Annotated in this window: 21 protein-coding genes and 1 tRNA gene; 13 read left to right on the forward strand and 9 right to left on the reverse strand. The window is 31.1% G+C overall.

Annotated features, from left to right (window positions below):
- Positions 1–438 precede the first annotated feature (438 nt).
- The 3 genes from ACUUYC_RS22645 to ACUUYC_RS22655 form a co-directional block, all read right to left on the reverse strand.
- The gene (locus tag ACUUYC_RS22645) at positions 439–3174 is read right to left on the reverse strand and encodes a CHAT domain-containing protein (RefSeq protein ID WP_474269645.1); all 2736 of its coding nucleotides are present in this window, start codon (positions 3172–3174) and stop codon (positions 439–441) included.
- Between the two features lie 34 nt (positions 3175–3208).
- Positions 3209–4429, reverse strand: a complete 1221-nt coding sequence (locus tag ACUUYC_RS22650) for a S8 family peptidase (RefSeq protein ID WP_474269647.1) — start codon at positions 4427–4429, stop codon at positions 3209–3211.
- 68 nt (positions 4430–4497) lie between these two features.
- The gene (locus ACUUYC_RS22655) at positions 4498–5136 is read right to left on the reverse strand and encodes a hypothetical protein (protein WP_474269649.1); all 639 of its coding nucleotides are present in this window, start codon (positions 5134–5136) and stop codon (positions 4498–4500) included.
- 133 nt (positions 5137–5269) lie between these two features.
- Here ACUUYC_RS22655 and ACUUYC_RS22660 point away from each other — a divergent pair, with 133 nt between their 5' ends.
- Positions 5270–5824, forward strand: coding sequence for an RNA polymerase sigma factor (locus tag ACUUYC_RS22660; RefSeq protein WP_474269651.1), 555 nt, complete (start codon positions 5270–5272; stop codon positions 5822–5824).
- A gap of 1 nt (position 5825) precedes the next feature.
- Positions 5826–6632 carry a hypothetical protein gene (locus tag ACUUYC_RS22665; RefSeq protein ID WP_474269653.1) on the forward strand — a complete coding sequence of 269 codons (807 nt, stop codon included), beginning with the start codon at positions 5826–5828 and terminating at the stop codon, positions 6630–6632.
- Positions 6633–6762: 130 nt separating this feature from the next.
- Here ACUUYC_RS22665 and ACUUYC_RS22670 read toward each other — a convergent pair whose 3' ends face one another.
- The 6 genes from ACUUYC_RS22670 to ACUUYC_RS22695 all read right to left on the reverse strand — a co-directional run bounded on the left by ACUUYC_RS22670 (position 6763) and on the right by ACUUYC_RS22695 (position 11122).
- Positions 6763–7026: a hypothetical protein gene (locus ACUUYC_RS22670; protein ID WP_474269655.1), complete on the reverse strand. Its 264-nt coding sequence runs from the start codon at positions 7024–7026 to the stop codon at positions 6763–6765.
- Between the two features lie 185 nt (positions 7027–7211).
- On the reverse strand, positions 7212–7985 hold the full coding sequence (locus ACUUYC_RS22675) for an MBL fold metallo-hydrolase (protein WP_474269656.1): 774 nt from the start codon (positions 7983–7985) through the stop codon (positions 7212–7214).
- Positions 7986–8050: 65 nt separating this feature from the next.
- Positions 8051–8626 carry a Crp/Fnr family transcriptional regulator gene (locus tag ACUUYC_RS22680; protein ID WP_474269658.1) on the reverse strand — a complete coding sequence of 192 codons (576 nt, stop codon included), beginning with the start codon at positions 8624–8626 and terminating at the stop codon, positions 8051–8053.
- Between the two features lie 7 nt (positions 8627–8633).
- Complete coding sequence (locus tag ACUUYC_RS22685; protein WP_474269660.1) at positions 8634–9830, reverse strand: DegT/DnrJ/EryC1/StrS family aminotransferase; 1197 nt, start codon at positions 9828–9830, stop codon at positions 8634–8636.
- Positions 9831–9965: 135 nt separating this feature from the next.
- Entirely contained in the window at positions 9966–10421 is a 456-nt protein-coding gene (locus tag ACUUYC_RS22690) for a thioredoxin family protein (RefSeq protein ID WP_474269662.1), read from the reverse strand.
- A 71-nt stretch (positions 10422–10492) separates the two neighbouring features.
- Complete coding sequence (locus ACUUYC_RS22695; protein WP_474269664.1) at positions 10493–11122, reverse strand: NAD(P)H-dependent oxidoreductase; 630 nt, start codon at positions 11120–11122, stop codon at positions 10493–10495.
- A gap of 119 nt (positions 11123–11241) precedes the next feature.
- Here ACUUYC_RS22695 and ACUUYC_RS22700 point away from each other — a divergent pair, with 119 nt between their 5' ends.
- The 11 genes from ACUUYC_RS22700 (at position 11242) to ACUUYC_RS22750 (ending at position 26754) form a co-directional block, all read left to right on the forward strand.
- Positions 11242–11631, forward strand: a complete 390-nt coding sequence (locus ACUUYC_RS22700) for an acyl-CoA thioesterase (protein ID WP_474269666.1) — start codon at positions 11242–11244, stop codon at positions 11629–11631.
- A 91-nt stretch (positions 11632–11722) separates the two neighbouring features.
- On the forward strand, positions 11723–11902 hold the full coding sequence (locus ACUUYC_RS22705; RefSeq protein WP_474269668.1) for a hypothetical protein: 180 nt from the start codon (positions 11723–11725) through the stop codon (positions 11900–11902).
- A 146-nt stretch (positions 11903–12048) separates the two neighbouring features.
- Positions 12049–12133, forward strand: a tRNA-Ser gene (locus tag ACUUYC_RS22710).
- Positions 12134–12371: 238 nt separating this feature from the next.
- On the forward strand, positions 12372–13622 hold the full coding sequence (locus tag ACUUYC_RS22715) for a site-specific integrase (RefSeq protein ID WP_474269670.1): 1251 nt from the start codon (positions 12372–12374) through the stop codon (positions 13620–13622).
- A gap of 184 nt (positions 13623–13806) precedes the next feature.
- Positions 13807–14070 carry a helix-turn-helix domain-containing protein gene (locus ACUUYC_RS22720; RefSeq protein WP_035325026.1) on the forward strand — a complete coding sequence of 88 codons (264 nt, stop codon included), beginning with the start codon at positions 13807–13809 and terminating at the stop codon, positions 14068–14070.
- A complete protein-coding gene (locus tag ACUUYC_RS22725; RefSeq protein ID WP_474269672.1) occupies positions 14070–15599 on the forward strand; it encodes a hypothetical protein in 1530 nt (509 codons plus the stop codon). Before ACUUYC_RS22720 ends, ACUUYC_RS22725 begins: the two co-directional genes overlap by 1 nt.
- 99 nt (positions 15600–15698) lie before the next feature.
- On the forward strand, positions 15699–15893 hold the full coding sequence (locus tag ACUUYC_RS22730) for a helix-turn-helix domain-containing protein (protein ID WP_474269674.1): 195 nt from the start codon (positions 15699–15701) through the stop codon (positions 15891–15893).
- 6 nt (positions 15894–15899) lie between these two features.
- Entirely contained in the window at positions 15900–16907 is a 1008-nt protein-coding gene (locus tag ACUUYC_RS22735) for a restriction endonuclease subunit M (protein ID WP_474269676.1), read from the forward strand.
- Positions 16908–16912: 5 nt separating this feature from the next.
- A complete protein-coding gene (locus ACUUYC_RS22740) occupies positions 16913–20839 on the forward strand; it encodes an Eco57I restriction-modification methylase domain-containing protein (protein ID WP_474269678.1) in 3927 nt (1308 codons plus the stop codon).
- Between the two features lie 52 nt (positions 20840–20891).
- The gene (locus tag ACUUYC_RS22745; RefSeq protein WP_474269680.1) at positions 20892–23393 is read left to right on the forward strand and encodes a DUF4268 domain-containing protein; all 2502 of its coding nucleotides are present in this window, start codon (positions 20892–20894) and stop codon (positions 23391–23393) included.
- A gap of 7 nt (positions 23394–23400) precedes the next feature.
- Positions 23401–26754: a sacsin N-terminal ATP-binding-like domain-containing protein gene (locus ACUUYC_RS22750; protein ID WP_474269682.1), complete on the forward strand. Its 3354-nt coding sequence runs from the start codon at positions 23401–23403 to the stop codon at positions 26752–26754.
- The last annotated feature ends 6 nt before the right edge of the window (positions 26755–26760 follow it).

Below are 26760 nucleotides of genomic sequence, written 5' to 3' on the forward strand. Positions count from 1 at the left end.
CGCTGTTAGATATTAGGTATTAGAACGCTTCGCTTTTAGACTTGCTTGGCTCTTGGCTCGCTTCGCTCAATGTTTTTTGTTGATTCGTTATTCGTTATTCGTTATTCGTTATTCGTTATTCGTTATTCAAAAATACTTTTACATTTAGTATTTGACATTCATCATTTCAAATCGTCTAAAGGAGTGGTTCGTCCAAGCGAATTGTATCGAGAAGTACTTTGATTTTTTTGTCACGAATGCACGAATTGTTTTTCTTTTTTGTTTCCTGTAGAATATTTACACGAATTATTTCTGCTTCTAATAACATCTTTTTATGACTTAACAACTTGTGTTCTAACTAATACCAAATGCCTTTTCAATTCAACAATACTGAAACGTCACTTCGAGTGATTCGTCTAAGCGAATTGTATCGAGAAGTACTTTGACTTTAATAATGATTTAATAAGCACGCTTCCTATACCTAAAATATAGAAAAAGAATAATGATTCCAGCAATAGCGAAACCTATTGACTTCCAATAATTAAAAGGTGTGTGTAATACATCTGTATTTCCCGTTATGACAATTCCGCCCCAATAATATGGTGAGCTTTGACTTGTATTTTTATACTTTTCTAAATACGTAAGTTTTGCATTTTGAAGCGCTTCAGATTTTGTTTGTGCTGACTTTAGATTTCCTCTAAATGTATTGAAAATTTCCATTCCTGCTGTTTCATTCAGATTCCATAAAGAAGACACCACACTTTTACTTCCAGAATTTAAAAATGCTCGTGTCAAGCTAAAAACGCCTTCTCCTTCTTTAAATATTCCCGCAGATGTTTTACAAGCGTTTAACACCACTAAATCTTTCGAATTGTTTAAGAGAAATAATTCATTCGGATATACTTTTCCATCATACATAGCCAACCACGGAATGTCATTCGTGTTTCCTGCATGCGAAGAAACGTAAACTTCTGAAGCTTTATTATATGATTTCAAAAAGCTTTCTTTGGTAGCTTTTTCATTGATGTGCGTTGCATTATCAACTAATTCTGTTGGACTCACAGTTAGCGTCGTTAATGTAGCATCTTTGAATTTTGTGAGCATAAAAGAAGTACTTTCAGACCTCGCTTTACTAGGTTTTAATTCGTTTTGTGCATCTAAAGAGAATGAATAACAATAACTTATTTCTTTTTTCTGTATGAGATATGCATCATTCAAATTTTGCGTTGTAGTCGTTGGCAATATTTCCAAAGGAAGTGAATTGATCATTCCATCAGGAATTACAATGAGTTTCCTTGCTTTTTGATAAATAGAATCATTTCTAAAAGGCAGTATTTCTTGATAGATTTCATTTCCTTGCTGTTGAAATTGTGTTGCTTCAAGTTCAGTTTCAAAAGGTTTTGCGTATAATTTTTGAAATGCTATAAGTTCGGTTTCAAATGCAGAGACATTATTCAATGGATATAATTGTGTTGTTTTTTGATCCATCAACAATACATATCCAATTTCTTCTCCCAAAATATAAGCAATGACAACTTCGTTTTCTTCTAAAGTTTCTTGAACACTTTTTGTAGAAAGGATAGGCAAACTTGTTCTATATTGATAATATTCAGGATATTCTTTCTCAATACTAGTTACATATTTATAATACGTTTCTTTTACTACAAAATAGTTTTCCTTTACGCTATCCGGCACTGTTTGTGAAATCATTTTTTGTTCCAGTGCTTTTACTTTTTTTTGTAACTCATACTCTTTATCAATAATCGTTTGTGGCAATTTTGCCATTCGTTTTGCGCTAAATGCAGAAATATTATCTAATAGCAAAACTCCTTTATTTTTTTCAATATAATAAAATGCTTTTGCCGGTTTATTCAGCAAAAAACATATTTTCACTGCGTTTATATAAAGCGCTGCGCCTTCTTTTCTCCAGAATAATTTTGATATTTTCTCTTTGCTTTCAAAGTATACGTAATCAATCGTTTTATCAATTAATTGTAACGTTTGTTCAGCAGCTACTAAGTATTTTTTATCATTTGTATGTTCGTAATATGCAAGCCAAACATTCTGTTTATCAATCAAATAACTTAAAATATTTTTACGATCTGGAGAGATTATAATGCGCTCGTATTCAGGAAGATTCTCTTTTGTTTTCCAGTCAAAAGGTAGCAATTCATTAACCGCTTTATTGTAATAATTTAAAGCAGTGTCATGCTGTTGTTTTCCCTTATAAATGTCGCCTAAATTGTCGTATATCGTACTTTTTTGATCTGAATCATTTCCAACAAATAAAAGTGCTTTTTCATTTATCAAAAGTGCTTCATTTATCCTTTCTTTTCTCACATGAATTAAAGCCATGTTTGTGTAAATTTCAGCAATTCTTAAAGAATCTTTTAGATTTTCAGCGATTGATAATGACTTGTTATAAGACTTCAAAGAAGCTTCGTATTCTTTATAATGATATAACATTGCTCCAGAATTAAACACAATACTAAGTCGCTTCTTGTCTTTTGCTTTAATTTCGTCCGCAAGCTTTGTTGCTTTTAATCGTAAGATTCTAAAATCATCTTTCGTAATTCCATATTCTTGTTCAACATACATACTTAATTTATTGCTGTATGTTGTTAGTAAAGCATCTTTTGCTCCAACTTTTTTCAGGATGGTTTCTGATTGTTCATAATGTGTTAATGCGCGTTGATAATCACCTATTTTTTTATAGACATCAGCCATAACTCTATATGCATTTCCGCACCTTTTATTTTTTACCGTAGTATAGGAAACTAAACTATCATGATAATTCAACACATTCGCATAGTCTTTTTGATACCAATAAAAATTACCCAAGTTATTATAAGTTCTGGCAATTAAATCTTCGTTAGATGCTACATGTTTCTTTCGCAACGCAAGTTCTTTTTTCAAAAAAGGAATTCCACTTGCTCTGTCTACTTTCAAACACAGTTCTTTTACAACCAAATAACAAACCGTTGCATGTGTTTCAGTATTTGTATAATTTTTCTGAAGAATTTCAGACTCGAAGATGTTTATTTTTTCTTTTCTAGAAATAGAAAGTTCCATGACAGAATCGTACACTTTTTGCGCATCGTGTTGTGCTTTTACTTCAAGCAATAAAAAGAGCATACAAATTACTAGTAATGCTTGCCTTAGACTGCTCATTTTACTAGAAACTGGTACGCTCATTTGTTGATCTTCTTTGGTAGAAGATACTAAAATACTATAAATCTAAATAGGAAGCATATTTAATTTGATTCAAGCTACCAGCCTGAATTTTATCGAATAAAATTTTATGATAAAAAACGGACATCGACATTTCTTCTTGATACTTAGACGCAGAAAAACCTGCTGCTTTTGCACTTGAATAGGATGAACCTGTGATCGAAATTGGCGCTGTTTCTGGTGCTATATAAAACGGAATTCCAACACCTTTTACAGCAATATCTACAGAGGTTTGTCCGTAATTAGATAATGAATCTACAAGATTTGGTGGCGTTGCATTATCTATAGCAGTGACTGCTAAAATGTTTCTTGGCGTATATGATGATGGGTAATGTTCAACTTCATCATTATTTTCGCCTGTATTTCCTGCAGAAGTCACCATTAGAATATCGCGTTCTGCTTCTTTTATATAGTTTTCAATGATTGTAGAAGAAGTTTCCGTCCATCCAAAACTCATATTAATGATGTTTACTCTTTTATTGATTAGATAACTTAAACCACAACCTACGCGAAATAATGTTCCTTTTCCTTCCGCATCAAACGCTTTTGCTGGTACTATTTCAAAATTAGTTCCTGTGTTTTCAAGTTGTTGATACGCTAAGTAACTTACAATGGTTCCGTGTCCGTTGTCATCAAAAGGTAGATTGTTATTTTCGACGAAGTTCCAACCAAAAAACTCATTTCCACAAGTTGTTTCATCAAAAGAACTGTTGTGTATAAATGCTTCTTGAAACCCGAAATATTCAGGATTAATTCCAGTATCTAACACGCCTATTGATACAGTTGCTTTTTGTGTTTTTATTTTTGAAAATACACTTTGATAATGTATAGATCCAGTTATAACTCCTGAAGGAACTTGGCTCGAAACTGCCATATCAAAATTGAAATCGGCGCCTTCCATTTCTGGATCTTGCTCCATTGAAGTTACACGTTCTTCAATAGTAGCGCCTTCATGAATTGTTTCTAAATCCCATGATTCTAAATTTTGATCGCCGCACGAACATACTTCATAGCTAATTACGCCATAATCAGCTCTTATTGTAGCTTTTTCTATTTCCGATAATCCTGCGGTAAAACGAATGACTACATTTTCATTATTGTGCGCAGTTGACGCTTTTTGAAGTTGCTCTTGTTTGTTTATAGCTGTAGCTTCAATCAGTTCAGATTCACAACTCATAAAACATATAATTAATGTAAGGTATATAATTTTTTTCATCATAAAAGATTTAGGTAAGTTTAGGAGAAAGATAATAAAGCCCTTTAAAAGAAGAGCTTTGTTTTTATGTATTACTCAGCTGGACTCCATGAACCAGATAGCTCTCCTGGTTCTGTTACTACACCGCCTGGATTTGACACCAATCCTATATCATCAAGAATGACACTTATAACTCCAACCACAACGCCATTGTAACATACCACTAAAAAGATACCTTGACCAGTAGCATATGCTTCTGCTTCTTGAGAAATATATTCATATTCTATTGCTTTTTCTAAAGATATTTTTCCTGCAATAAGATCCAATGCCCAAAAAGATGAACCATTGGCAAAATCATTAAAATAATTGCAGTCTACAAAAGGTAATGGATCTTCACCTCCAGTATTTGGAAATGGTGTTCCATCAGAAGCTCCATTATTTATTCTCGCTCCTATAAGATACACAGGTCTGTTTGGTACTTTATAAACTTCCATTCCGCTGGCTCCTTGCCTTTTTAACGTATTATAATCTCCATATTTCACCCATACTTTCACTGCTTCTCTATTTACAGGATCATAAACATTCATACTTCCCCATTGATCGTTTCTATAATTTGCTTTCGCTATTATAGTTTCAGAATTTGTTTTTGCTTCTTCTTGAATGGTTTGTTCGTCATCAGTACTACAGCTAAAAAAGGCTAAGGCTACTAACATAAAGATGGTTTTTTTCATTATAAGGTTAATTTTAGATTGTATCCAACTTTGAAATCGCGTATCGGATGTTAAACGTTGTTTTTCTCATGTAGAGTATTTTTAGCATCTTTGTTACGGTTTTTTATCAAAAAAAATAATTACAAATTTTTAAATGACTGAAAACGAAGCTATTATTCGTAAATTTTTAAATGGAGATGCTACTTTTCTACAACAGTTATACACCAAAAACTATTATGGTGTTGAAACGTATGTATTAAAGAATAGTGGAACTAAAGCACAAGCAAAAGATATTTTTCAGCAAGGATTATTAGTTTTATATACCTTATTGAAAAAAGAAAAAATACAAATTTCATCTTTTGACAACTATTTATTTTCAGTCTGTAAAAATTTATGGATTAAACAATCTTCTAAAAACAACGTAACAAAATTAACTATAGAAACTCTTGTTGATGAACCTGTAGACTTAGCCCATTTTCACATAGAGCAATTGCAATGGGATTTATATAGAGAGAAGCTAGAATTGTTAAAAGAAATGTGCAAGACAATTATTAAAATGACCTTAGCAAAAGTTTCGTATGCTGAAATTTCAAAAAAACTAAATTTTTCTAATGAGAATGCAGCACGACAGAAAACATTTCGGTGTAAAACCAAATTATTTAAGATGATACAATCGGATCCTAGATTCAAAAAACTAAAAAATAACTAGCATGGAAGATTTTCTTTGGGAATTAAAAACCGAACGCTTTTTGAATAGCGAATTGACGCCAGAAGAACTTCTAGCTTTTGAACAGGAACAAATTGACAATCCTGATTTAAAAGCATACGTAACGCTTAGCAAAGAATTACAACAAGCACTAAGTGAAGATGATTGGTTGCATCATAAAAATACGAATGCACATTACAATACGGTAAAGAAATGGTATCAAGAAGATGATGTGCTCAATTTTAAAGAGAAAATCCAACAACATGCTGATATCGCATTTACAACTAAAAAGAAAGTATATTCATTAAGAAAATATTGGATTCCTATTGCTGCGGCATGTATTGCACTATTTATGACAGTTATATATCAGTTTACGTCACAACCAACTATGGAACAATTGTACACTGAATATGGAACTTGGAATGATACACCTTCTTTCATTGTACAAGATCAAGATGCAACTAATCTAAAAGAACAAATTGAACTTTTATATAAAAATGAACAATACGAAGCATGTGTTACTACTGCCGAAACATTTTTAAGCACTTCAAGTACCGACAAAACAAATGTGATGATTTACAAAGGATTTGCATTGGTGAAATTGAGTGAATACACAAAAGCATTGACTACGTTTAAAACGATTTCTGAAAGTGATGCTATTGATGCAAGTAAAGGATTGTGGTATATGGCGTTGATTTATTTGAAAACAGAAGATACCAAGAATTTACAGAAGACCTTAAAGACAATTACTGCTTCAAAAACTAATTATCAATATTCAAAAGCATTGGAGTTATTAAATGCTTTGGAATAACCTTTAAGTTTTTAAATCGCTTTGCTCCTTTTTATCTTTGAATGATTCAATTCGAATTAAAAACACATATTTATTTATATCCAACTAAAAATCCAGAATGTCTTTAACACGCTGGATTTATATTTTTTTATTAACAAGCAAGTCTTGAAATAATACAATCGTTTGTTAATCCACCAGGTATTGTTGGTCCTGGATTTACAGTAAATATACATGTAAGATTTGGAACTGTATTGCATGCTTGCCAAGAGAGACAAAAATTTGCACCTGTAAGATCACATAAATGACCTGTAGCTGGATTTGGTAACGATACGTCTCCTCCTGCAATAGCTTTTTCTTGAATTCTAGAAATTGACTTCTTATTTAGTTGTAATTTCTTTAAGTTTCTTTTTTTCATGTTTTCATTATTTTGGTTAAAGTGATACAATAATATAAAACATATATAAGAAAAAACATACGCATTGTGTAATATGCATAAAAAGCTGTGTAGTAAGGTATAAATAGAGTTTTCACTCTAAAAGCATCAATCAAAAAAGACCATGATTTCTTTTAATCTTTATTAATTTTTATATGATTACCTGCTTATACCAACGTTGTAATTACTTCTCCATCTTCAGGAATATAAACTTTTTCAGAAAGTCCATGTTCCTCTAAAGTCATTCGCAAGTTTTTTCGCGTTGTAGGACAGTGATTGATCGCTTCTAAATGATTTGCAATTACTTTTCCTGGAGAGTTTCTAACGAAAGTGATAATATCATCCATTGTCATTAATACAGGACTGAATAGATCAAATTGTGCACTTCCAGCAGCAACTACTGTAATTTGAGGTTTGTACTGCTTCAAAACTTCATCAACAACAGCTGTATATATAGTATCTGAACTTATATAGATAGATGGCTGATTTGGCAATTCAATATAAAAACCCATTACATTTCCCATAGGTTTAGCCACAAATCCGTAACCGTGTTTTGCTGGAATTCCTTCAATGATTCCACCTAAAAAAGAAACTTGTTTTTTATATGAAAGTGCATTTGCGACTTGTAAACCTTTCTTTTTTAGTATTTTTTCGTCTTTATAACTACAGGTTACAGGAATTGATTTTTCTTTCAAGAAACGAATCGCAGCTGTATCTAGATGATCTGGATGTCTATGTGTTACTAAGCAATGCGTGACTCTTTGAAGGATTTCATTACAAGATTCTGGCAATGAAACAGTAGGGTTTTTGCGAGCTTTTGCTCTAAAAAAAGTAAATGGAGGCATTATTCCTTTTGGTCCAAGCATCGGATCAACCAAAACAACATCTGTGTCCGTTTCTATAACAAAAGTAGCATTTCTAAAGTGATGAATTTTTAACATGATTGCGTGTATTTTATTCTTTTTACAAAGAAATTACACATTGAAACCAATCACATTGATTCAAATCAAGAAATGCGTTTTCGAATTCTACTCAATGTTTCTGGAGTAATATTTAAGTACGAAGCAATATGATATTGTGGAATTTTTTGCAGCCAATCTGGTTTGTAGATCAATAACTCTTTATATAAATCTTCAGGTGTTTTGGTAATTCTATTGTATTCTAACAATTCTTTATGTCGAAATAACTTTTGAAATGTAGCTTTTACAAATTCTTTTCCACAGGTATATTTTTCTAAATGTGATCGGAATGTAGTTTTATCAATTATTAACAACTCAACTTCCGTTAGACATTCTTGAAATTTTCGCGTTTCTGAATCGTTATTAAACGCCAATAGATCCGTAATAAATTGAGGTTTTATATAAAAGTTAATATTCGTCTCTTTATCTTCAGTTGCATAATACTCTCTTACCGTTCCATAGTTCAAGAAACGTAAATGGTTCTCTAATGTATGCTCTTGTAGAATACAACTTCCTTTTTTAAACTTTCGAACTGAAAACGCCGCAAACAATTCTTGCAAACCTTCCTGATTTAAAGGATGTTCTGTTTCAAAAAATTTCGCTATTTCTAAAAGTGACGACATAAAACAATTATGAAATTGCTTTCAAAATCACTTCACGCATCTTTGCTCCTCTTGCTTTTACTTCTTCTTCAGTCCAAGACATTTTTATTAAACAAGAAATGTTTCGAGCAATGTAATGATCTGATTGCTCAAATGTTTTTGTATCTAAATATTGCATTCCATCTTTGACTTCTTTCGAAATTGGATATAATGATTTTAATTCTTTTAAATGTTCCCATTTACGAATGTAATGCCAACTGTTATCATAGTAATGAAAACATACATCAATACCATTTTCTTTAAATCCTGCCATCACTTTTCTAGCTATAGCTAGATCTGGCATGAAGAAATTTAAAAAAGCATAACTTTCAACGCCACCTTCTGGAACTGTTCTAAAGGTTACTTCAGGAATATCTGCTAATGCTTCTCGTAAAATTGTATAGTGTTTTTCTTGAATGCTTAAGAATTCCGGCAAACGGCGAACTTGTGCCAAACCAACTGCAGCATTTAATTCAGAAATTCTAAAATTAAATCCTAAGAATGGATGTGTTTCGGCTCCTCTATCATTTCCAACATGATCATGTCCGTGATCACTGTAATGGTCTGCATGTGTAGAAAAATCCTTATTATTTGTAATGATGGCACCGCCTTCACCACAAGTCATCGTTTTTACAAAATCGAACGAAAAACAACCAACATCACCAATTGTTCCCAATGCTTTTCCATTGTACGTTCCTCCAATTGCCTGACAAGCATCTTCTACCAAGATTAAATTGTGTTCATCACAGATAGCCTTGATTTCGTCTAAGTTTGCCATACTTCCGCACATGTGCACAGGCATGATTGCTTTTGTTTTTGGTGTAATTGCTTTTCGAATTGCTTCAGGATCTAACGTAAGTGTATCATCGATATCTACTAATACCGGAATTGCGCCTAACATCATGATTGCTTCAAAACTAGCTACAAATGTAAATGTTGGCATAATTACCTCATCTCCTGCTCCAATTCCTGTAATTGCAAATGCTACTGAAACGGCTGCCGTTCCACTTGAAACCAATTGCGCGTGATTTACATCAAATTGCGCTTCTAAAGCTCGTTCTAGTTCTTTTGCTTTCCAATGTCCATTACGCATTCCATCAAATCCGTAACGCATTAATACACCACTATCCAAAACGTCATGTACTTCTTTTCGTTCGGCGTCACTAAATAATTCAAATCCTGGCATAACTTATATTTTTATCTAATTTAAGTTCAATATTATCATTTTCTTTGTTTGTCCAAAGAAACTAATACAAAAGAAAAAACCTCTTTCCTATTATACAAAAGTATAGAAAAGAGGTTATTTTTTATGTATATCGTATTAATACTTTTTCATTATTTTTTCAAGAAATTTATAATGTCTTGATGTATCTCTCATCATATTGTACGACGTTATATTGTCAATTTCTTTGCCTTTATGATCAACAGCTACAATATTTGGGAATTTTCCTTTAACATTATACTTTCTTCCTAATTTTTTATTTTCCTCGCGCTGATCTTCAGTAATGATATCAATACGTCTTGGAAAATCGGCCATTACTAATACAAAGTTTTTTGATTTTTCTTTAAATTTCTCTGTGTAAAAGAAATCTTCTTTTAGCATTTTACATGGTGGACACCAATCACTTCCAGTAAAATAGATTAAGATTGGTTTTTTTTCCTTTTTGGAAATTTTTTTCGCTTTTTCAAAATCAGTCAACCAAGTAAGCTTTACTTCTTCTTGTGCGCTCACTGAGAATCCAATGAATAAAACGGCTAAAAACAGAAACTTTTTCATATGTGTTGTGTTATAAGGCAATAAACAAATATATATTTTTCTTCTTTTAAAACAATAATCTTGCCAATTTATTACAATTCTAATACACTTTCTGAAATAGACTTGCGTACTTTCTTAAAATCAGCAAACATATCGTCTTCCGCTCGGTATCCAACTGGCAATACTAATGCTGAAGAAAGTCCGTGTGCTTCCAAACCTAAAATTTCATCATATTTTTCTGGAATGAAACCTTCCATTGGACATGCATCAATTTGTTCAACTCCGCAAACTGTTAGTAAATTCCCTAAGGCAATATAAGCTTGTTTTGATGACCATGTTTTTAATTCTTCCTGTGTTTTATCTTTAAAAGAATTCATCATAAAGTCTTTAAAAGGTGCTAAAATATCATCTGGTGTGTTACGAATTGCTTTTACACGATTAAAATACGAATCAATATACGCTTCATCTACCGTGTTTTCAATACAAATCACTAACAAATGAGATGCATCTGCTACTTGACGTTGGTTCCAAGAATGTTCTACAAGTTGCTCTTGTAACTCTTTATTTTTAATAACAACTAAACGAATTGGCTGCAAACCATATGAAGTTGCAGTAAGGTTAAAGGATTCTTTTAGTGTTTCTATCTGATTATCATCTAAAAAGCGATTTGCATCAAACTTTTTCGTGGCATATCGCCATTTTAGACTGTCTATTATTTGCATATATTCTATCTTTGAATTCGATTAAATTACATTCAAACAAAAATACGCAATACTAAAAGGGAAAACTCATGCTTTCCTATAGATTAAATTAATTGCCTTATAAATAAAATACAATCCTCATGGACGCACATACATTAAGTCGCATTGAAAGTTCTGAAACTCATATATTTAAAGCTGTTTTCCCAAATACTACCAATCATTACGATACACTTTTTGGTGGAACAGCATTGCAATTAATGGACGAGGCGTCCTTTATTTGCGCTACTCGATTTAGTCGAAAGAAAGTTGTAACTGTTTCTACAGATAAGATTGATTTTACAGAGCCTATTCCACAAGGAACCTTAGTAGAACTTGTTGCAAAAGTAGTAAAAGTTGGAAATACTAGTTGTGTGGTACAAGTAGATATTTTTAGAGAAAATATGTATAAAGATGGACGGAAAAAAGCAGTAACAGGTTTCTTTACATTTGTTGCTATTGACGATAACAAAAACCCAATAAGTATCACATAATCAAACACATATACTAGAATACCTTTTCTTAAAATTATGTTTTTCGCTTTATTTTTTGTAGTATTATACTCATAACCAATATTTTATAAAAATGAAAAAACAAAATTTAAAAGGATTATCCTTAAACAAGAAATCAGTTTCTAATTTACAGCAAGAAGAAGTTAAAGGTGGACGCACATATTGGACAGCTTGTTGTACCGTAACACAAGGAAATAGTTGTAGATGTACAGATACTTGGTGTATACTCTCTATTAACGAATGCCCAATATAGGATAACTATAACATCCACAATACATTAAAAAAGTGTTGTGGATTTTTTTTGATTTTTTTCTTAAAAAAGTCTCTTTTTTGTTTTCAATTTTAAAAAAGGTTTCTATATTTGCATCCGCATTCAGGGAATACCTGATGAGGCACTCAGGAGAAATGGCAGAGTGGTCGAATGCACTAGTCTTGAAAACTAGCGACTGTCACAGGTCCGGGGGTTCGAATCCCTCTTTCTCCGCTGAAATTTATTCAATTTCTATCAAAGTCCTGTAAACACTATGTTTACGGGACTTTTTATTTATCCCAAAACATCAAAAAGTGTATTAAAAACCATTCTGTTGGTGACCTATTCGGTGACCTTTTTTAAACCTTAATTAGGTCACCTAATTACTTATAACTGTTTATAAATCAGCAATATAAATCAATTAAAAGACCTCAATATTTTGTAAATTAATGTATAATTAAAGGTCACCAGAATGAACAAAACATTTGGATTATTATTCTACTTAAAAAAGAGTAAAGTAGATGCACAGGGCAAATGCCCTATTTATCTACGTATTACCATAAATGGTAAGCGTACAGAGATTAGTACAAAGCGTACAATTGAGATTGCAAAATGGAGCAATCAAGCCAATAAAGCTATTGGAAGAACAGAAGATATACGAGAGCTTAACGCCTATTTAGATTCACTAACGACAAAAGTATATCAAAGTCAAAGAGACTTGATTCAAGATGATAAAGATGTAACTGCTCAAACTCTAAAAAACAAGGTTTTAGGTATTGAAGACAAGGAAAGAACACTTTTAACCATCTTTGATAATCACAATAAGCAAGTAGAGAAATTACTTGGTAGAGAATTTGCACCAGGTACTTTAGAACGCTATAAAACAGTACGTAAACATCTACATCAGTTTATAAAGTACCAATACAGAATAAGCGATATAAACATTAAAAGAATAGACCATCAATTTATTACAGACTTTGAGTTTTACTTAAAATCAGTTAGAAACTGCGGTCATAACAGTACTATAAAATATATTAAGAACTTCAAGAAAATAGTACGTATTGCAATCGCCAATAATTGGATAAAAAGAGACCCATTTCTTAATTATAAAGTTCGTTTAAAAGAAGTGGAACGTCAATTCCTTTCAGAAGAAGAAATACAAACAATGCTCGAAAAAGAGTTACACACTAATCGTTTAGAGCAAGTGAGAGACATTTTTGTATTCTGTTGCTTCACAGGTTTAGCATATAGTGACGTTAAGAAACTTACTAATGATAATTTGGTATTTGGTATAGATGGCGATAAATGGATAAAAGTAAAACGTACTAAAACAGATACACGCAGTAACATTCCCCTGCTTCCAACAGCTTTAGAAATCATCAAGAAATATGAGAACCACCCAGAGGCAGTTACAAAAGATGTATTACTTCCTGTATTAAGCAATCAAAAGTCTAATGCCTATTTAAAAGAAATAGCAGACTTGTGTGGTATCAATAAAAACTTAACCACCCATTTAGCTCGTCATACCTTTGCAACTACAGTAACACTTTCTAATGGTGTGCCAATGGAATCTGTAAGCAAGATGTTAGGTCATAAATCACTAAAAACGACACAACACTATGCTAAAATATTGGATAGAAAAGTAAGCGATGATATGGCAATTTTAAAACAAAAGTTTGCTAATAAAACTAATAATGATGCTTCCAAAAGAATCGCTAATTAACACATATAAACAAAGAACATAAGTATATGCTTAAGCCCTTGTAAATTCAAGGGTTTTTTCGTTTATAAATGTTGCTGTTTCGTTAATAACTCTCAATAACTTTTCATTTAAAAAAGGTGATTTTGGCGTATATTGTATGTTAGAAATCAGGTAGTTAATACCTATTAATATTTTTTTATACAGAATGACATTTGAAGTAATTACAAAGGATGATTTAAAGACTCTAAAACAAGAAATCATTACAGAACTTAAGACAATTTTAGGAAGCCAAACAGAGCAAAAAAAGTGGTTAAAATCAGCAGACGTACGTGAGCTATTAAATATATCACCAGGTACTTTGCAGAATTTACGAATCAATGGTACACTACCCTTTACCAAAATGGGTAAAACAATGTACTATGAGTATGACGATGTAGTTAGAATTTTAACCCAAAACAAAAGTGCTTAATGAGATTATACATACCAGAGAATTTAGACATAGACCAAATTGTCTATGATTACCCACCTAATTTTAAGAAATACAAACACAAAAGAGATAAGCTACTATATGTTATTCACTTAATAAATGCGCTTACACTCTACAACAAAGATTTAATGTATGATGACTTTGTATCTATAAGTGCAAAAATCTTGCAGGACAAAATCTCTAATTATAAAGAGTACTTAAACTATCTTATCAATGTTGCAAAAATTATAGAAACGGATAATCAATATTTTGTTGGCTCAAAATCAAAAGGGTTTAGACTTACTGAAAAATACAGATGCGAAGTAGCTATTCATTCTATTAGCGACCAAACATTTCATAGGAAACTAAAAGTGGAGCGTAATAATAGAGCAGTTTCAGTAAAACATCTAAACTATCTAACCAAATGGTTTGATGAAAAATTAGAAATTGATATTGATTACGTCAACAAGTTTTTAGCAGAAGAGTATGCGTTGAAGAAAGACAACAAATCTTTGTGGCAATCCAAAAAGGTTAATAATTATGGCAAAGTCGAAGTCAAATATAAAAGACCGATTGACCAATTAAACCACGCAAAAATTAGCGCAGAAAAAATAAGTCGTCAAGATTATTATTTGTTGCACGATGATAATGTATATCGCTTTCATTCCAACCTTACTAATATGCGAAGCGTTATCAGAAATGCAGTAACGTATGATGGCCAAAAATTAATTTCGATTGATATTAAAAATAGCCAACCATATTTAAGCACCATATTGTTGAGTCGCTCGTTCTGGATTGAGCAAAAAAATGAGCCAAATGCACCAAAAGAGTTATCAATCACGTTTGACGAGCCCAAAAAGTCATTATTTTCTTCTTTTAATAATATAAATGATAATAATTATGAGATTGATGGTAGGATTGATGATAGATTGAATATATCACATATCAAAATACACGATACTGATTCTTACATTATGTTAGGAGATATTGATAAAACCCTTATGAATAATGAGTTTAGTCAGTATATAAACCTTGTGGTGAGTGGTACACTTTATGAGTTTTTAGAACAGCAGTTTAGTCAGCGATTGGGAGAAACATTTGCTAACCGCAAAGAGGTTAAAACAGCAGTATTCCAAGTGCTATTTACAGATAATAGATTCTTGGGGCAAGAGGATGCAAAACCAAAGAAAATGTTTAAGGAGATGTTCCCATACGTGTATGAGGTGTTTAGACAGATTAAGAGTAAAGACAAATCACTACTTCCAAGATTGTTGCAGAGTATTGAGAGTTACTTAATGATAGATGTTATAGCAAAACGTATTTCTATAGAATATCCAGATGCACCAATATATACAATACACGATAGTATTTCTACCACAGCAGAATATGTAGATGTAGTTGAGGCTATAATGACAGAGGAATTAACCAAAGCGATAGGTCACCCACCTAAATTAGAGCCAGAGGAATGGTGTAAGAGCAATATGGTGAAGCATCTTGAAACTTTAAAGGAGAAAGCAAAGGTTGTCGCTTAACACATAATCACCTACATTCATATTTATTATAAATATATAACGTATTACGATGTATTAATACAAAGTAAATACTATATTTAACATTCAAAATAATTCCCTATGAACCGTATTAAAGAAGTCCTCGAAGAACGAGGAGTTAAGCAGGTATGGCTTGCTGAGCGATTAGGTAAGAGTTTCAATACTGTAAATGGTTATGTGCAGAATCGTACACAGCCAAGTTTAGAAACCCTATACGAGATTGCTTCAATACTTAAAATAGATGCAAAAGAATTATTAGTTACGCAAAAACAATAGTATTAAGTGTACGCACAAGTAGACATATTAGAAAATGAAATTCTTGAAAAATATCCTGATGTTTTGGATGTTCTTTTACGAGACCATACAACTCAACGCAATATTTTATGGGCTACTAATAACTATAGCGACTTAGGTCAATCGTATAATTACAAATCTGAAATTAGTCCTGAATCTATTACAGGTCATAATGGAAATGTAATTATGCCAAGAGTACAAAAGGATAAAATCTTGCAACAATCAAGAGCAAGAAATATGGCGGAAGTATTTACACCATCTTGGATTTGTAATGCACAAAATAATCTTATTGATAATTCTTGGTTCGAGAAACAAAACGTTTTTAATAAAGAAATAGAGCTTGATAATGGTAGTTGGGTTTGGGAGGTAAATCCACAAAAAATAACTTTTCCAAAAAATAAAAAGTGGAAAGATTATATACGAGATAAACGTCTTGAAATGGCTTGTGGTGAAGCACCTTATATAACAAGTCGTTATGATACAACTACAGGAGCATTTATCCCTGTAAATGAAAGAATAGGAATATTAGACCGTAAACTTAGAGTGATTAATGAGAATGAAAATACATCTGGTGAATGGTTAAAAGCTGCGCAAGATGCTTTTAAATCTACTTATGCTTATGAATGGCAAGGAGATAGTTTGTTGTTAGCAAGAGAAGCAATGTTATTTACATTTATTGAAAACTACACGTTGAAATTTGGTAAAGAACCATTGCTAAAGTCAATAAAATACATAGCTTATATAATATCTTGGAATGTTTGGCAAATGGATGGTATAAAAGGAGTTATTCCTGATTCTTGCCAAACAAATTGTACAACCACCGAAATCTTATTTGGTATCGAAGAAATTAAGTGCATCCCTTGTGCTGGTTGTGAAAAGGATAATATCAAAAAGCATAATGGAATATACTGTTTAGTAAAGGACTGGTCAAATAAAGATAAAACAACAGGGCGCAAAGGCAAGAAGATGAGATTTATAGACCTATTAAAAAATTAAGATTAATGAAATTTACATCATCACTAAAACTTAAATTAATATATGTGTTTCGTATTAACGATACTGCACATTTGGGTTGTTTAAAAGTTGGCGAAGCTACTTCAGATAGTGGAGATATTTGGGGACTTGAACCAAATAGTAGTTTACTTAATAAGTCTGCTAAGACAAGAATTAATCAATACACGCAAACTGCTGGTATCTCTTACGATTTATTATATACAGAAGTTACACTTTACAATAATAGCGGAACAATTAGCTCTTTTTCCGATTCGGAAGTTCACAATGTATTAATAAGGTCTGGTATTAAAAGAAAGGTTTTTGATATTGAAAACAAGGCTAATGAGTGGTTTATAACGGATTTAGAAACTGTTAAAAAAGCAATCAAGGCTGTAAAAGAAGGCAAAGCATCTTTAAACGCAAGTGAAGTGTCTACTAATCAAAGTCCTATAATATTTAGACCTGAACAGAAAGATGCTATTGCAAGAACTAAAAAGCAGTTTAAGAGGAGTAATGAAATGCTCTGGTTTGCTAAAATGCGTTTTGGTAAAACGCTTTCAGCTTTACAAGTTATTAGAGAACACGATTTCAAAAGAACATTAATTTTAACGCACAGACCTGTTGTAGATTCTGGTTGGTTTGAAGATTTTGGTAAAATATTTTATGACAAACAAGAGTATCATTATGGCTCTAAAAATAAAGGTGGTGAGTTTCTTTCTTTAGAAAAGCGTAGTAAAAAAGAAGATATTCATTACATCTATTTTGCATCTATGCAAGACCTAAGAGGTTCTGAGTCGGTAGGTGGTAATTTTGATAAAAATGATGAGATTTTTGATGCTGCTTGGGATTTTATAATTGTAGATGAAGCACACGAAGGAACGCAAACCGACCTTGGTAAAAATGTGCTAAATGGTCTAAAAAACAATAATCCTAAAATTCTTCATTTATCAGGTACACCATTTAATTTAATTGATGATTATAAAGAAGAGGAAATCTACACTTGGGATTATGTAATGGAGCAAAAGGCAAAAGCCGAATGGGACGAAATACACTTTGGTGACCCTAACCCATATACATCTCTACCTAAGATGAATATTTTTACTTATGATTTAGGGAAACTTATTAATAATTTTGTTGATGAAGATGTTGCTTTTAATTTTAAAGAGTTTTTTAGAGTTGATGAAACGGACAACTTTATACATAAAAAGGACGTAGAGAAATTTCTAAATCTTATTTGTAAAGGTGATTCTGAAAGTAACTACCCATTCGCTACAGAGGAATACAGAGATAACTTTAGACATTCTTTATGGATGGTTCCTGGTGTTAAAGAAGCTCGTGCTTTAAGTGCCTTATTAAAATCACACCCAGTTTTTAGTCACTTCAATATTGTCAATGTTGCTGGAGATGGAGATGAGGAAGAAGCTAACGAAGAAGCACTTAAAAAAGTAGAAAATGCTATAACAGATAAACCACAAGATACATATACAATAACCTTATCCTGTGGTCGTCTAACAACGGGTGTTTCTGTAAAAGCGTGGACAGCTGTTTTTATGTTATCAGGTTCTCACAATACTTCTGCTTCAAGTTATATGCAAACTATTTTTAGAGTGCAAACACCTGCAACCATAAATGGTAAGGTTAAGGAAGAATGTTTTGTATTCGACTTTGCACCAGATAGAACACTTAAAGTTATTGCTGAAACTGCTAAAATGTCTGCCAAGGCAGGTAAAACAACAGACCAAGACCGTAAAATAATGGGCGAGTTCCTCAACTTTTGTCCTATTATTTCTGCTGATGGTACTCAAATGAAAGAGTATAACGTCAATACAATGCTTGAACAACTTAAAAAAGTATATATAGAGCGTGTAGTAAGTAATGGTTTTGAAGATTCTCACTTATACAATAACGACCAATTAATGAAACTGGAGTCTGTAGAATTAGAGGAATTTGATGGACTTAAAAAGATTATTGGTAGCACAAAGGCAATGCCTAAAACAAGTGAGATAGATGTAAATAAACAAGGTTTTACAGATGAAGAACACGAAAAATTAGAAGCTGCCAAGAAAAAGAAAAAAGAAGACCTAACTGAAGAGGATAAAAGACTTTTAGACGAACGAAAAGAGAAAAAGAAAAATAGAGATACAGCGGTTTCTATTCTTAGAGGTATTTCTATTCGTATGCCACTTCTAATTTATGGCGCAGATATTAAGAATGAAGAAAGGGAATTAACTATTGATAATTTTGCTGACTTAGTTGACGACCAATCTTGGGAAGAATTTATGCCTAAAGGCGTAACAAAAGCTACATTTAAAAAATTCAAGAAATACTATGAGCCAGACGTGTTTAGAGCAGCAGGAAAACGCATACGTGCGCTATCAAGAGCAACAGATAGTTTAACTATAGATGAACGCATAGAACGCATTACAGCAATATTTGGGAAATTTAAAAACCCTGATAAAGAAACCGTATTAACACCTTGGAGAGTAGTTAATATGCATATAGGTAATTGTCTTGGTGGTTATGTATTTTTTGATGAGAAATTTGAAAACACAACACTTGAACCTCGCTATATAAAACAAGATAAAGTAACAGAAGAGGTATACAATACAGATAGTTATATCCTTGAAATTAATTCAAAATCAGGCTTATATCCATTATTTATGGCTTATAGTGTATATAGAAATGCAATAAAAATAGCCTATCCTGAAAAAGAATATAATGAGCTAACAGTTAAAGAACAACATAAAATTTGGGATAAAGTAGTAGCAAATAATGTTTATGTACTGTGTAAAACACCAATGGCAAAAAGTATTACTAAACGCACGTTGGTAGGCTTTAGAGATGTAGCAGTTAACACACGTTACTTTGAAGATTTAGTACATCAAATAACCGATAGACCTGATAAATTCATCGAAAAAATTAGAAAAGGAAAAACCTACAGAAAAGCAAATAACAATAACGATATGAAATTTAACGCAATAGTTGGCAATCCACCGTATCAAGTAATGGATGGTGGTAATAGCGTAAGCGCAAAACCAGTATATCATCACTTTGTAGACATCGCAAAAAGTATTAAACCTGATTATGTCTCTTTAATTATGCCAGCAAGATGGTATGCAGGTGGTAAAGGTTTAGATACATTTAGAGAAACAATGCTTAATGATAAAGGCATTTCAAAATTATTTGATTATCCTAATTCTAACGATTGCTTTACAAACGTAGATATTGCAGGTGGTTTGTGTTATTTCCTTTGGGATAAAGAATACAATGGAAAAACTAAAATAACAAATTATATAAACGGTGAGTTAAGTACAGACACAAGAGACTTAGATACATTTGATATTTTAATTAGAGACAATAAAGCAATTCCTATTTTAAAGAAAGTACAAAACTTAAATGCATCAAATAATACATTAGCTGATAGAGTTTCTTCAAGAAAACCATTTGCTCTTCCAACAAATTACAAACCAAAAAACAAAGGTATTCCTTGTTGGTTCATTCAAAAAATAGGTTTAAAATATGCTAATGAAGAAGATGTAATTGATAGTGGAAATTATTTAAATAAGTGGAAATTATTAGTTCCACCTGCGCCAATTGCGGGTCAAACAGATTTTACAAAACCAATAGGCTTTTATTATGACGGGAATACTCGTATAGCAAAACCAGGGGAATGTTGTACTGAGTCTTTTATTATTGCAGGAGCATTTGAAACAGAAAAAGAAGTCCAATCTTTTAAAACTTATCTCCTAACAAAAACCGTAAGATTTCTTTTATTACAGAGAGTTATTTCTCAACACGTTACCAAAAAGGTATTTGCATTTATTCCTGATTTAGAAACATATCAAGGTACATACACGGATAAGCAATTATGTAAACTTTGGGGCATAACAGATGACGAATGGAGCTATATAGATAGCAGAGTAAGAAATATATAAAAAGATATTTCAAAAAAAATATACAAACCAATAAGACCATTCTTTATTCTATATGAAAGCAAACGAACTACCAATTATAAATTTTTTACAAGCACCTAATGTACAATTTGTAATACCTGTATATCAACGTAATTACGATTGGACAAACAATGAATGTAAGGAATTATTAAACGATATAATAGCTGTAGAAACAGCAGATAGAGGCACACATTTTATTGGTAGCATCGTTTTTATTCACGAGGGTGCATATAGTACAAGTGAGGTTAAAGAGTTAGTTATAATTGATGGCCAACAAAGGTTGACTACTATCAACATTTTATATGTAGCATTATATCGTTTTGCAAAAGATAACGGTATGCAACAAGAAGCAGATATGTTGCACAATATGTTTTTAGTAAATCAATACGTTCAGCAAGAATCAAGTAAACTAAAGTTAAAGCAAACAGATACCAATTCATTAGCATTTAAAGCGATAATGAATAGTACAGAAAATGAGTTTGGACACTATTCTAATGTAATTGAGAACTTTAATTTTTTCAAATTGGCTATTACTAAAGATAGCTTCAATACGATACTTAATGGCTTAAAACGCCTCATTTTTGTAGAAATATCTTTAGAACGTGGTAAGGATGACCCACAACGTATTTTTGAGAGTTTAAACTCTACAGGTTTAGATTTATCACAATCCGATTTAATTAGGAATTATATTCTAATGGATTTAGACCCAAAAAATCAGCATAAAGTATTTGAGCAAATTTGGAACCCTATTGAAGAAAATGCAAGAGATTTAACAAAACAGAAATCTTTAGTATCATCTTACATAAGAGACTACCTAACACTACGTAATAAAAAAATACCTAATAAAAACAAGGTGTATATAGAGTTCAAGAAGCTATACACCATAAAAGATGAAGCATATCATCAAGAGTTAGAAAATATTAAATCGCTTTCTACACACTATAAGAAGTTTATTAATCCGTCTACAGTTCAAGAACATAACATAAGAAGAGAATTAGAATATATTTCTCGTCTTGAAATTAATGTAGCATTTCCATTTCTATTGCAAGTATTTGAAGATGCAGAAAATGGATTGATAACAAATGAAGAATTACTTAAAGTATTAAAGTTAATACAGACCTATACTTGGCGTAGGTTTGTTGTAGGCTTACCTACCAATGCTTTAAATAAAATATTTATGACTCTATATTCTGAAGTAGATACAGAAGAATATTTTGATTCCATAGCGCTAGCTTTAATAAAGAAACGAGGTAGTGCAAAGTTTCCAACAGATGAAGATTTAAAAACAGCTTTAAGAGATAAAGATTTATACAATATCCAATCTAAAAACAGGAACTATATGTTTGAGTTATTAGAGAATTTTAATAACCGTGAATATGTAGATACATCTAATGAGAATATAACTATTGAGCATATTTTTCCTCAAAATCCTAATGATGATTGGAATAAGGATATTACACCTGATGATTATTTTCAGTTTAAAGAAAAGTATGTTAATACAATAGCTAATCTAACATTATCAGGTAATAATGGTGCTTTGAGTAATAAGTCTTTTCAAGAGAAAAAATCAATGAACAGACAAGGTGCTGAACAAGGTTATAATTTTAGTCGCCTTTGGCTGAATGATTATCTTAAATCAATAGATAATTGGGATATTAGCAACTACAATAAACGTTTTGATTTAATCTACAATAGGTTTTTAAAGATTTGGGAATACCCTAATGTAACTATTCCTGTTTCAGATAATAGTGAAGCACAAAACATATTTAATGCAGAATCACCAACGCATAAGAAGTTAGAGTATTTCATTTTTGAAAATACTAAAGTAGATGAAGAGGTAATATCTCAAATGTATGTTTATGTAATTCAGAAACTATATGAAAAGAACCCACAACTACTATTAGAAGCGACAGACATTTTTAAAATTACAAGGAATGCCGAAGATTTTAGAACACCACAAGAATTAGATAATGGTTATTTTATAGAATCTAATTTAGATAGTAATTCAAAGTTTAGTAGCCTAAAAAAAATACTTAATCTATTTGAGCTTGAAGATGAATTAGTTATAAAATATGAAGATAAAGAAAGTAAAGATTCGCAAAATAGATTTGCAGTACGTAGAGAGTTTTGGAAGCAATTATTACCTCAAATTGTAGATACAGAATTATTTGGCAATGTAAATGCATCAAAAGACCATTGGTTAAGTTCTGGAGCAGGTATAAGTGGTTTAAACTACACTTTTGTAATAACAAGTAAATACGCAAGAATTGAATTGGGTATTACATCTTCAAGCAAAGAGAAGAACAAGAAATACTTTAAAAAACTATTAAATCAAAAAGATAGTATTGAAAATGATTTCGGTAAACCTTTGGAATGGGAAGAATTGGCAGAACATAAAATGAGTCGAATTAAGTATGAGCTAACTGGTGTTAATTTATTTGATAAAGCTGATTGGGATAAAATGAGTGGATTTTTAATTGAATACTTACCAAAATTTGAATCTGCATTACAACCAGCAATTAAGAAATTGAAATAATTAGCGTATGAGCACAATTGATGAGGACAAAGAAGATGTATTAGTAGAAAACAATGCACAATTCATCTACCAGCACATACGCAGTTTAGAAAATGAAATAGATAAAAATGGTAGTAGATGGTTCTGGGAGTTATTACAAAATGCAAAAGATGCTAAAGACACAAATACTATTGAGGTAACTTTAGAATATAATAATAGTGAAGTAATTTTTAAACACACAGGTAAAGAATTTACTCGAAAAGAAATACTGCACTTAATTTATCACGGCTCAACAAAAAAAGGAGACCCAACCAAGACTGGAAAATTTGGTACTGGGTTTATGACAACTCATCTACTATCTAAAAAAGTTGATATTAAAGGTAAGTTATTAGAAAAAGACAAATCTTTTGAGTTTACACTTGATAGAACTGGAAATAATAGTGATGAATTACGTAAAACATTAGAGGAATCCTATAAAAACTTTAAGGGTAATTCTGACTATCCTTACAACCCTAATCAGGTTTATAATACACAATTTACATATAGTATAAACCCAACACGCACTAATCTTGTAGAAAATGTTATTAATACATTAAATCTAACAATACCGTTTGTGCTTTCTTCAAGTGAAGAAATAAGTAAATTGTTAATAGCAAATAAAGAAAACATATTCAGTATTAATCGTTTAGGAGATGTCCTTTTAAACCCAGGGTCAACAATTAAGGAGTATAAAATTAAAGTTCAGGATGAAAATATATCTATCCTGAAACTGGAATCTGTAACAGATGTTGAATTTGATTATAATACTGAGGATGGAGAAAAGAATGCAGAAGAAAAAATTAAATTATCTGTTAATGTTGAAGTAAAAGATAAAAAAGTGCTTCGTATAAATAGGAAAACACCTTGTATATATTACGATTTTCCATTAGTCACAACTGATTCATTTAAGTTTCCTGCAATTATAAACAGTTTATCTTTTAGTCCAAAAACTGAGAGAGATGGGATTTATTTAAGTGTTGCTAAAACTTATGATGTCAATAAAAATAAGGCCATATTTAAAAAGGCTTTCGACTTATTTGTACAGCTACTTGATGGGTTAATTGATAATGATTTTTTAAATGTACATTTTCTCTGTGAATTAAGTAAAATAAATATTCCGGAAGTAGATAATGATTGGTTTAACAATCAATTAAAGAATTTGATTGAAACGTTTTTTGAGAAGAAAGTTTTAAGGAATGATGACGATATACCTATAGTTCTTAATACTGCTTTTATTCCAACAAATGTATCCGAAGAATTAAATGATAACTACTGGCAATTAATTAAAGTGTTATTTCCTAAACGGGTAGTTAAAAAAGAATTGCATAAAGATTGGTTGGGTATAATTAATTATTGGAATGAATTTGAATTTGATAAGTTTAAGTTTGAAATAACTTTAAGTGACGTAGCAAAAAAAATAGAAAGTGAAGGAAACCTACAAAGCTTAACAAGTTCATTTTTTGATAATGACTATGATAAAGCCTATATATGGCTTAATAATTATTATTCAATTATAAAATCCATTCAACAGCCACATTTATTTGAGAATTATGCTATTATAGTTAATCAAAATGGACGTTTCGTTAAAAAAGAAGCAAGTTTAAATACAGATGCTGGTATTGATGAAAAGTTAAAAGATATTTTAGTACTGCTAAATGAGGATATAAGAAAGAATTTAATTGACATAGAGCTTTCATTTCCAAACATAACACATAAGTCTCAAGATGAGGTATTTGACCGTACACTTGCCAAAGTAATTGATATTGACCAACATTTTACAGAAGCTGAGTATAAAGCCTCAAAAGATATGTTAAGTTGGTTGTTGTTTAATTCTAAAATAGATAAACTTGAGAACTTCCCTGTATCCTACGCAAATTACATAGATGGTAATAGGGGTATTTATAGGTTATCGAATAAGAATACTGTATTAGCACCAATTGAAAATTGGGAAGATATTTTTAGAGAATACAAAGACCTTTTTAGTGATGACTTCATTCTCAATAATGACTACAAAAATATTATAAAAGATTACACTAAAGAATTAGAAGAAAATGGTTTCATATATGCTCAACCACTATATTATGAAAAACATAACTTTAATCAAGACGATTTAAAAAAGGTAATTTCTAAAAAATTAGATGATGAGTTTTGGGAACGTGAAGATGAAAACTCTACTATTATAATTCCAGAGGTTATTGTTTCCAAGATTCCATTTTTCTATTCAGAAGATAAATCTGTACTAAACAACTCAAGAAAAGCGAATAAAAGAACCAGTCAATTATTAGAGTTTATAACTGAATGTGTTTTAGTAAAGGATACAAAACTTTTTGAAGAAGTTCAAATACAAATTTATGGTCAATCTGTAAGTATATACCCTTCATTTTGGGTTGCACGTATTAAAAGTAATCGTTGGGTAAACACTGGGAAAGATAAATCTGAAATGGCAACATCAAATAATTTATCTGATTATTTTGAAAAAAGTTATTTATTAAGTGAAAAACTTAAAGATGAAAAAACAGCTAAATTTTTAAATATCATAGGTGTTAGCGTAGGCGATTTAACTAAAAATATCTATGCAAAAACAGATGAAGAAAAATTTGAATGGGATAAAGCATATACTTCTATTTTGTCAGCAGGTCATAACAATCAAGTTACACCAGAAGAAGTGTTAGGTTTTTTTAACGACCCTGCTTTAATTGAAGAAATAAAAAAGAAAAGAATAGAGAAAACAATAGTTAAGAATAATAGGGATATTGGTTTAACAGTTGAAGATATTTTTGAGCAAGTAATAGACGAAGAATTAAGTCAGTCAAACCTAAACATAAAAAAGGAAGTTGTGGGTAGAGATTTTGATATTATTGAAGCTGTTGAATTAGAAAATGACTTTATTGATGACAAAACAGGTAGAGAAAACCTTTTGGTTGTAAATGACGATACAAAGAAATACGCAATAGAATTGAAATCAACGAGAACAGATTATATTAGGATGACAAAAGCACAAGGTCAACTGTCAACTAATAAAAAAGGTGAATTTGCGTTATGTGTGTTTAATCATAGTTTAGATTTTGAAAATTTTAGAGATGAAGAAGGTAACGTAAAAGAGTCTATAAAAAATGAGATAAAATCTAACGTAAGGTTTGTCACCAATATTGGTGAACTATTAACTGAAGAGGTTTCTAAAGTTAATGAATTAGATAATCAAGTGGCAAATACAAGAACGAGCAATAATGATATTGATGTAGATATAGAAGAAGGGCAAATTAAATATAAAGTAAAAGAAAGTGTATGGTTAAATGGCTTGCCTTTATCTGAATTTATAGTTATAATGAAAAAGATATTTTAAAACTAC

Source organism: Kordia sp. E (assembly GCF_056033805.1).

What these genes read in the sequence shown, in the direction of transcription:
- ACUUYC_RS22665 (WP_474269653.1), top strand. Translation starts at nt 5,826, where the DNA reads ATGGAAGATTTTCTTTGGGAATTAAAAACCGAACGCTTTTTGAATAGC.
- ACUUYC_RS22670 (WP_474269655.1), bottom strand. Translation starts at nt 7,026, where the DNA reads ATGAAAAAAAGAAACTTAAAGAAATTACAACTAAATAAGAAGTCAATT.
- ACUUYC_RS22695 (WP_474269664.1), bottom strand. Translation starts at nt 11,122, where the DNA reads ATGCAAATAATAGACAGTCTAAAATGGCGATATGCCACGAAAAAGTTT.
- ACUUYC_RS22745 (WP_474269680.1), top strand. Translation starts at nt 20,892, where the DNA reads ATGAAAGCAAACGAACTACCAATTATAAATTTTTTACAAGCACCTAAT.
- ACUUYC_RS22690 (WP_474269662.1), bottom strand. Translation starts at nt 10,421, where the DNA reads ATGAAAAAGTTTCTGTTTTTAGCCGTTTTATTCATTGGATTCTCAGTG.
- ACUUYC_RS22680 (WP_474269658.1), bottom strand. Translation starts at nt 8,626, where the DNA reads ATGTCGTCACTTTTAGAAATAGCGAAATTTTTTGAAACAGAACATCCT.
- ACUUYC_RS22660 (WP_474269651.1), top strand. Translation starts at nt 5,270, where the DNA reads ATGACTGAAAACGAAGCTATTATTCGTAAATTTTTAAATGGAGATGCT.
- ACUUYC_RS22650 (WP_474269647.1), bottom strand. Translation starts at nt 4,429, where the DNA reads ATGATGAAAAAAATTATATACCTTACATTAATTATATGTTTTATGAGT.
- ACUUYC_RS22730 (WP_474269674.1), top strand. Translation starts at nt 15,699, where the DNA reads ATGAACCGTATTAAAGAAGTCCTCGAAGAACGAGGAGTTAAGCAGGTA.
- ACUUYC_RS22700 (WP_474269666.1), top strand. Translation starts at nt 11,242, where the DNA reads ATGGACGCACATACATTAAGTCGCATTGAAAGTTCTGAAACTCATATA.
- ACUUYC_RS22725 (WP_474269672.1), top strand. Translation starts at nt 14,070, where the DNA reads ATGAGATTATACATACCAGAGAATTTAGACATAGACCAAATTGTCTAT.
- ACUUYC_RS22685 (WP_474269660.1), bottom strand. Translation starts at nt 9,830, where the DNA reads ATGCCAGGATTTGAATTATTTAGTGACGCCGAACGAAAAGAAGTACAT.
- ACUUYC_RS22675 (WP_474269656.1), bottom strand. Translation starts at nt 7,985, where the DNA reads ATGTTAAAAATTCATCACTTTAGAAATGCTACTTTTGTTATAGAAACG.
- ACUUYC_RS22740 (WP_474269678.1), top strand. Translation starts at nt 16,913, where the DNA reads ATGAAATTTACATCATCACTAAAACTTAAATTAATATATGTGTTTCGT.
- ACUUYC_RS22720 (WP_035325026.1), top strand. Translation starts at nt 13,807, where the DNA reads ATGACATTTGAAGTAATTACAAAGGATGATTTAAAGACTCTAAAACAA.
- ACUUYC_RS22750 (WP_474269682.1), top strand. Translation starts at nt 23,401, where the DNA reads ATGAGCACAATTGATGAGGACAAAGAAGATGTATTAGTAGAAAACAAT.
- ACUUYC_RS22645 (WP_474269645.1), bottom strand. Translation starts at nt 3,174, where the DNA reads ATGAGCGTACCAGTTTCTAGTAAAATGAGCAGTCTAAGGCAAGCATTA.
- ACUUYC_RS22655 (WP_474269649.1), bottom strand. Translation starts at nt 5,136, where the DNA reads ATGAAAAAAACCATCTTTATGTTAGTAGCCTTAGCCTTTTTTAGCTGT.
- ACUUYC_RS22705 (WP_474269668.1), top strand. Translation starts at nt 11,723, where the DNA reads ATGAAAAAACAAAATTTAAAAGGATTATCCTTAAACAAGAAATCAGTT.
- ACUUYC_RS22715 (WP_474269670.1), top strand. Translation starts at nt 12,372, where the DNA reads ATGAACAAAACATTTGGATTATTATTCTACTTAAAAAAGAGTAAAGTA.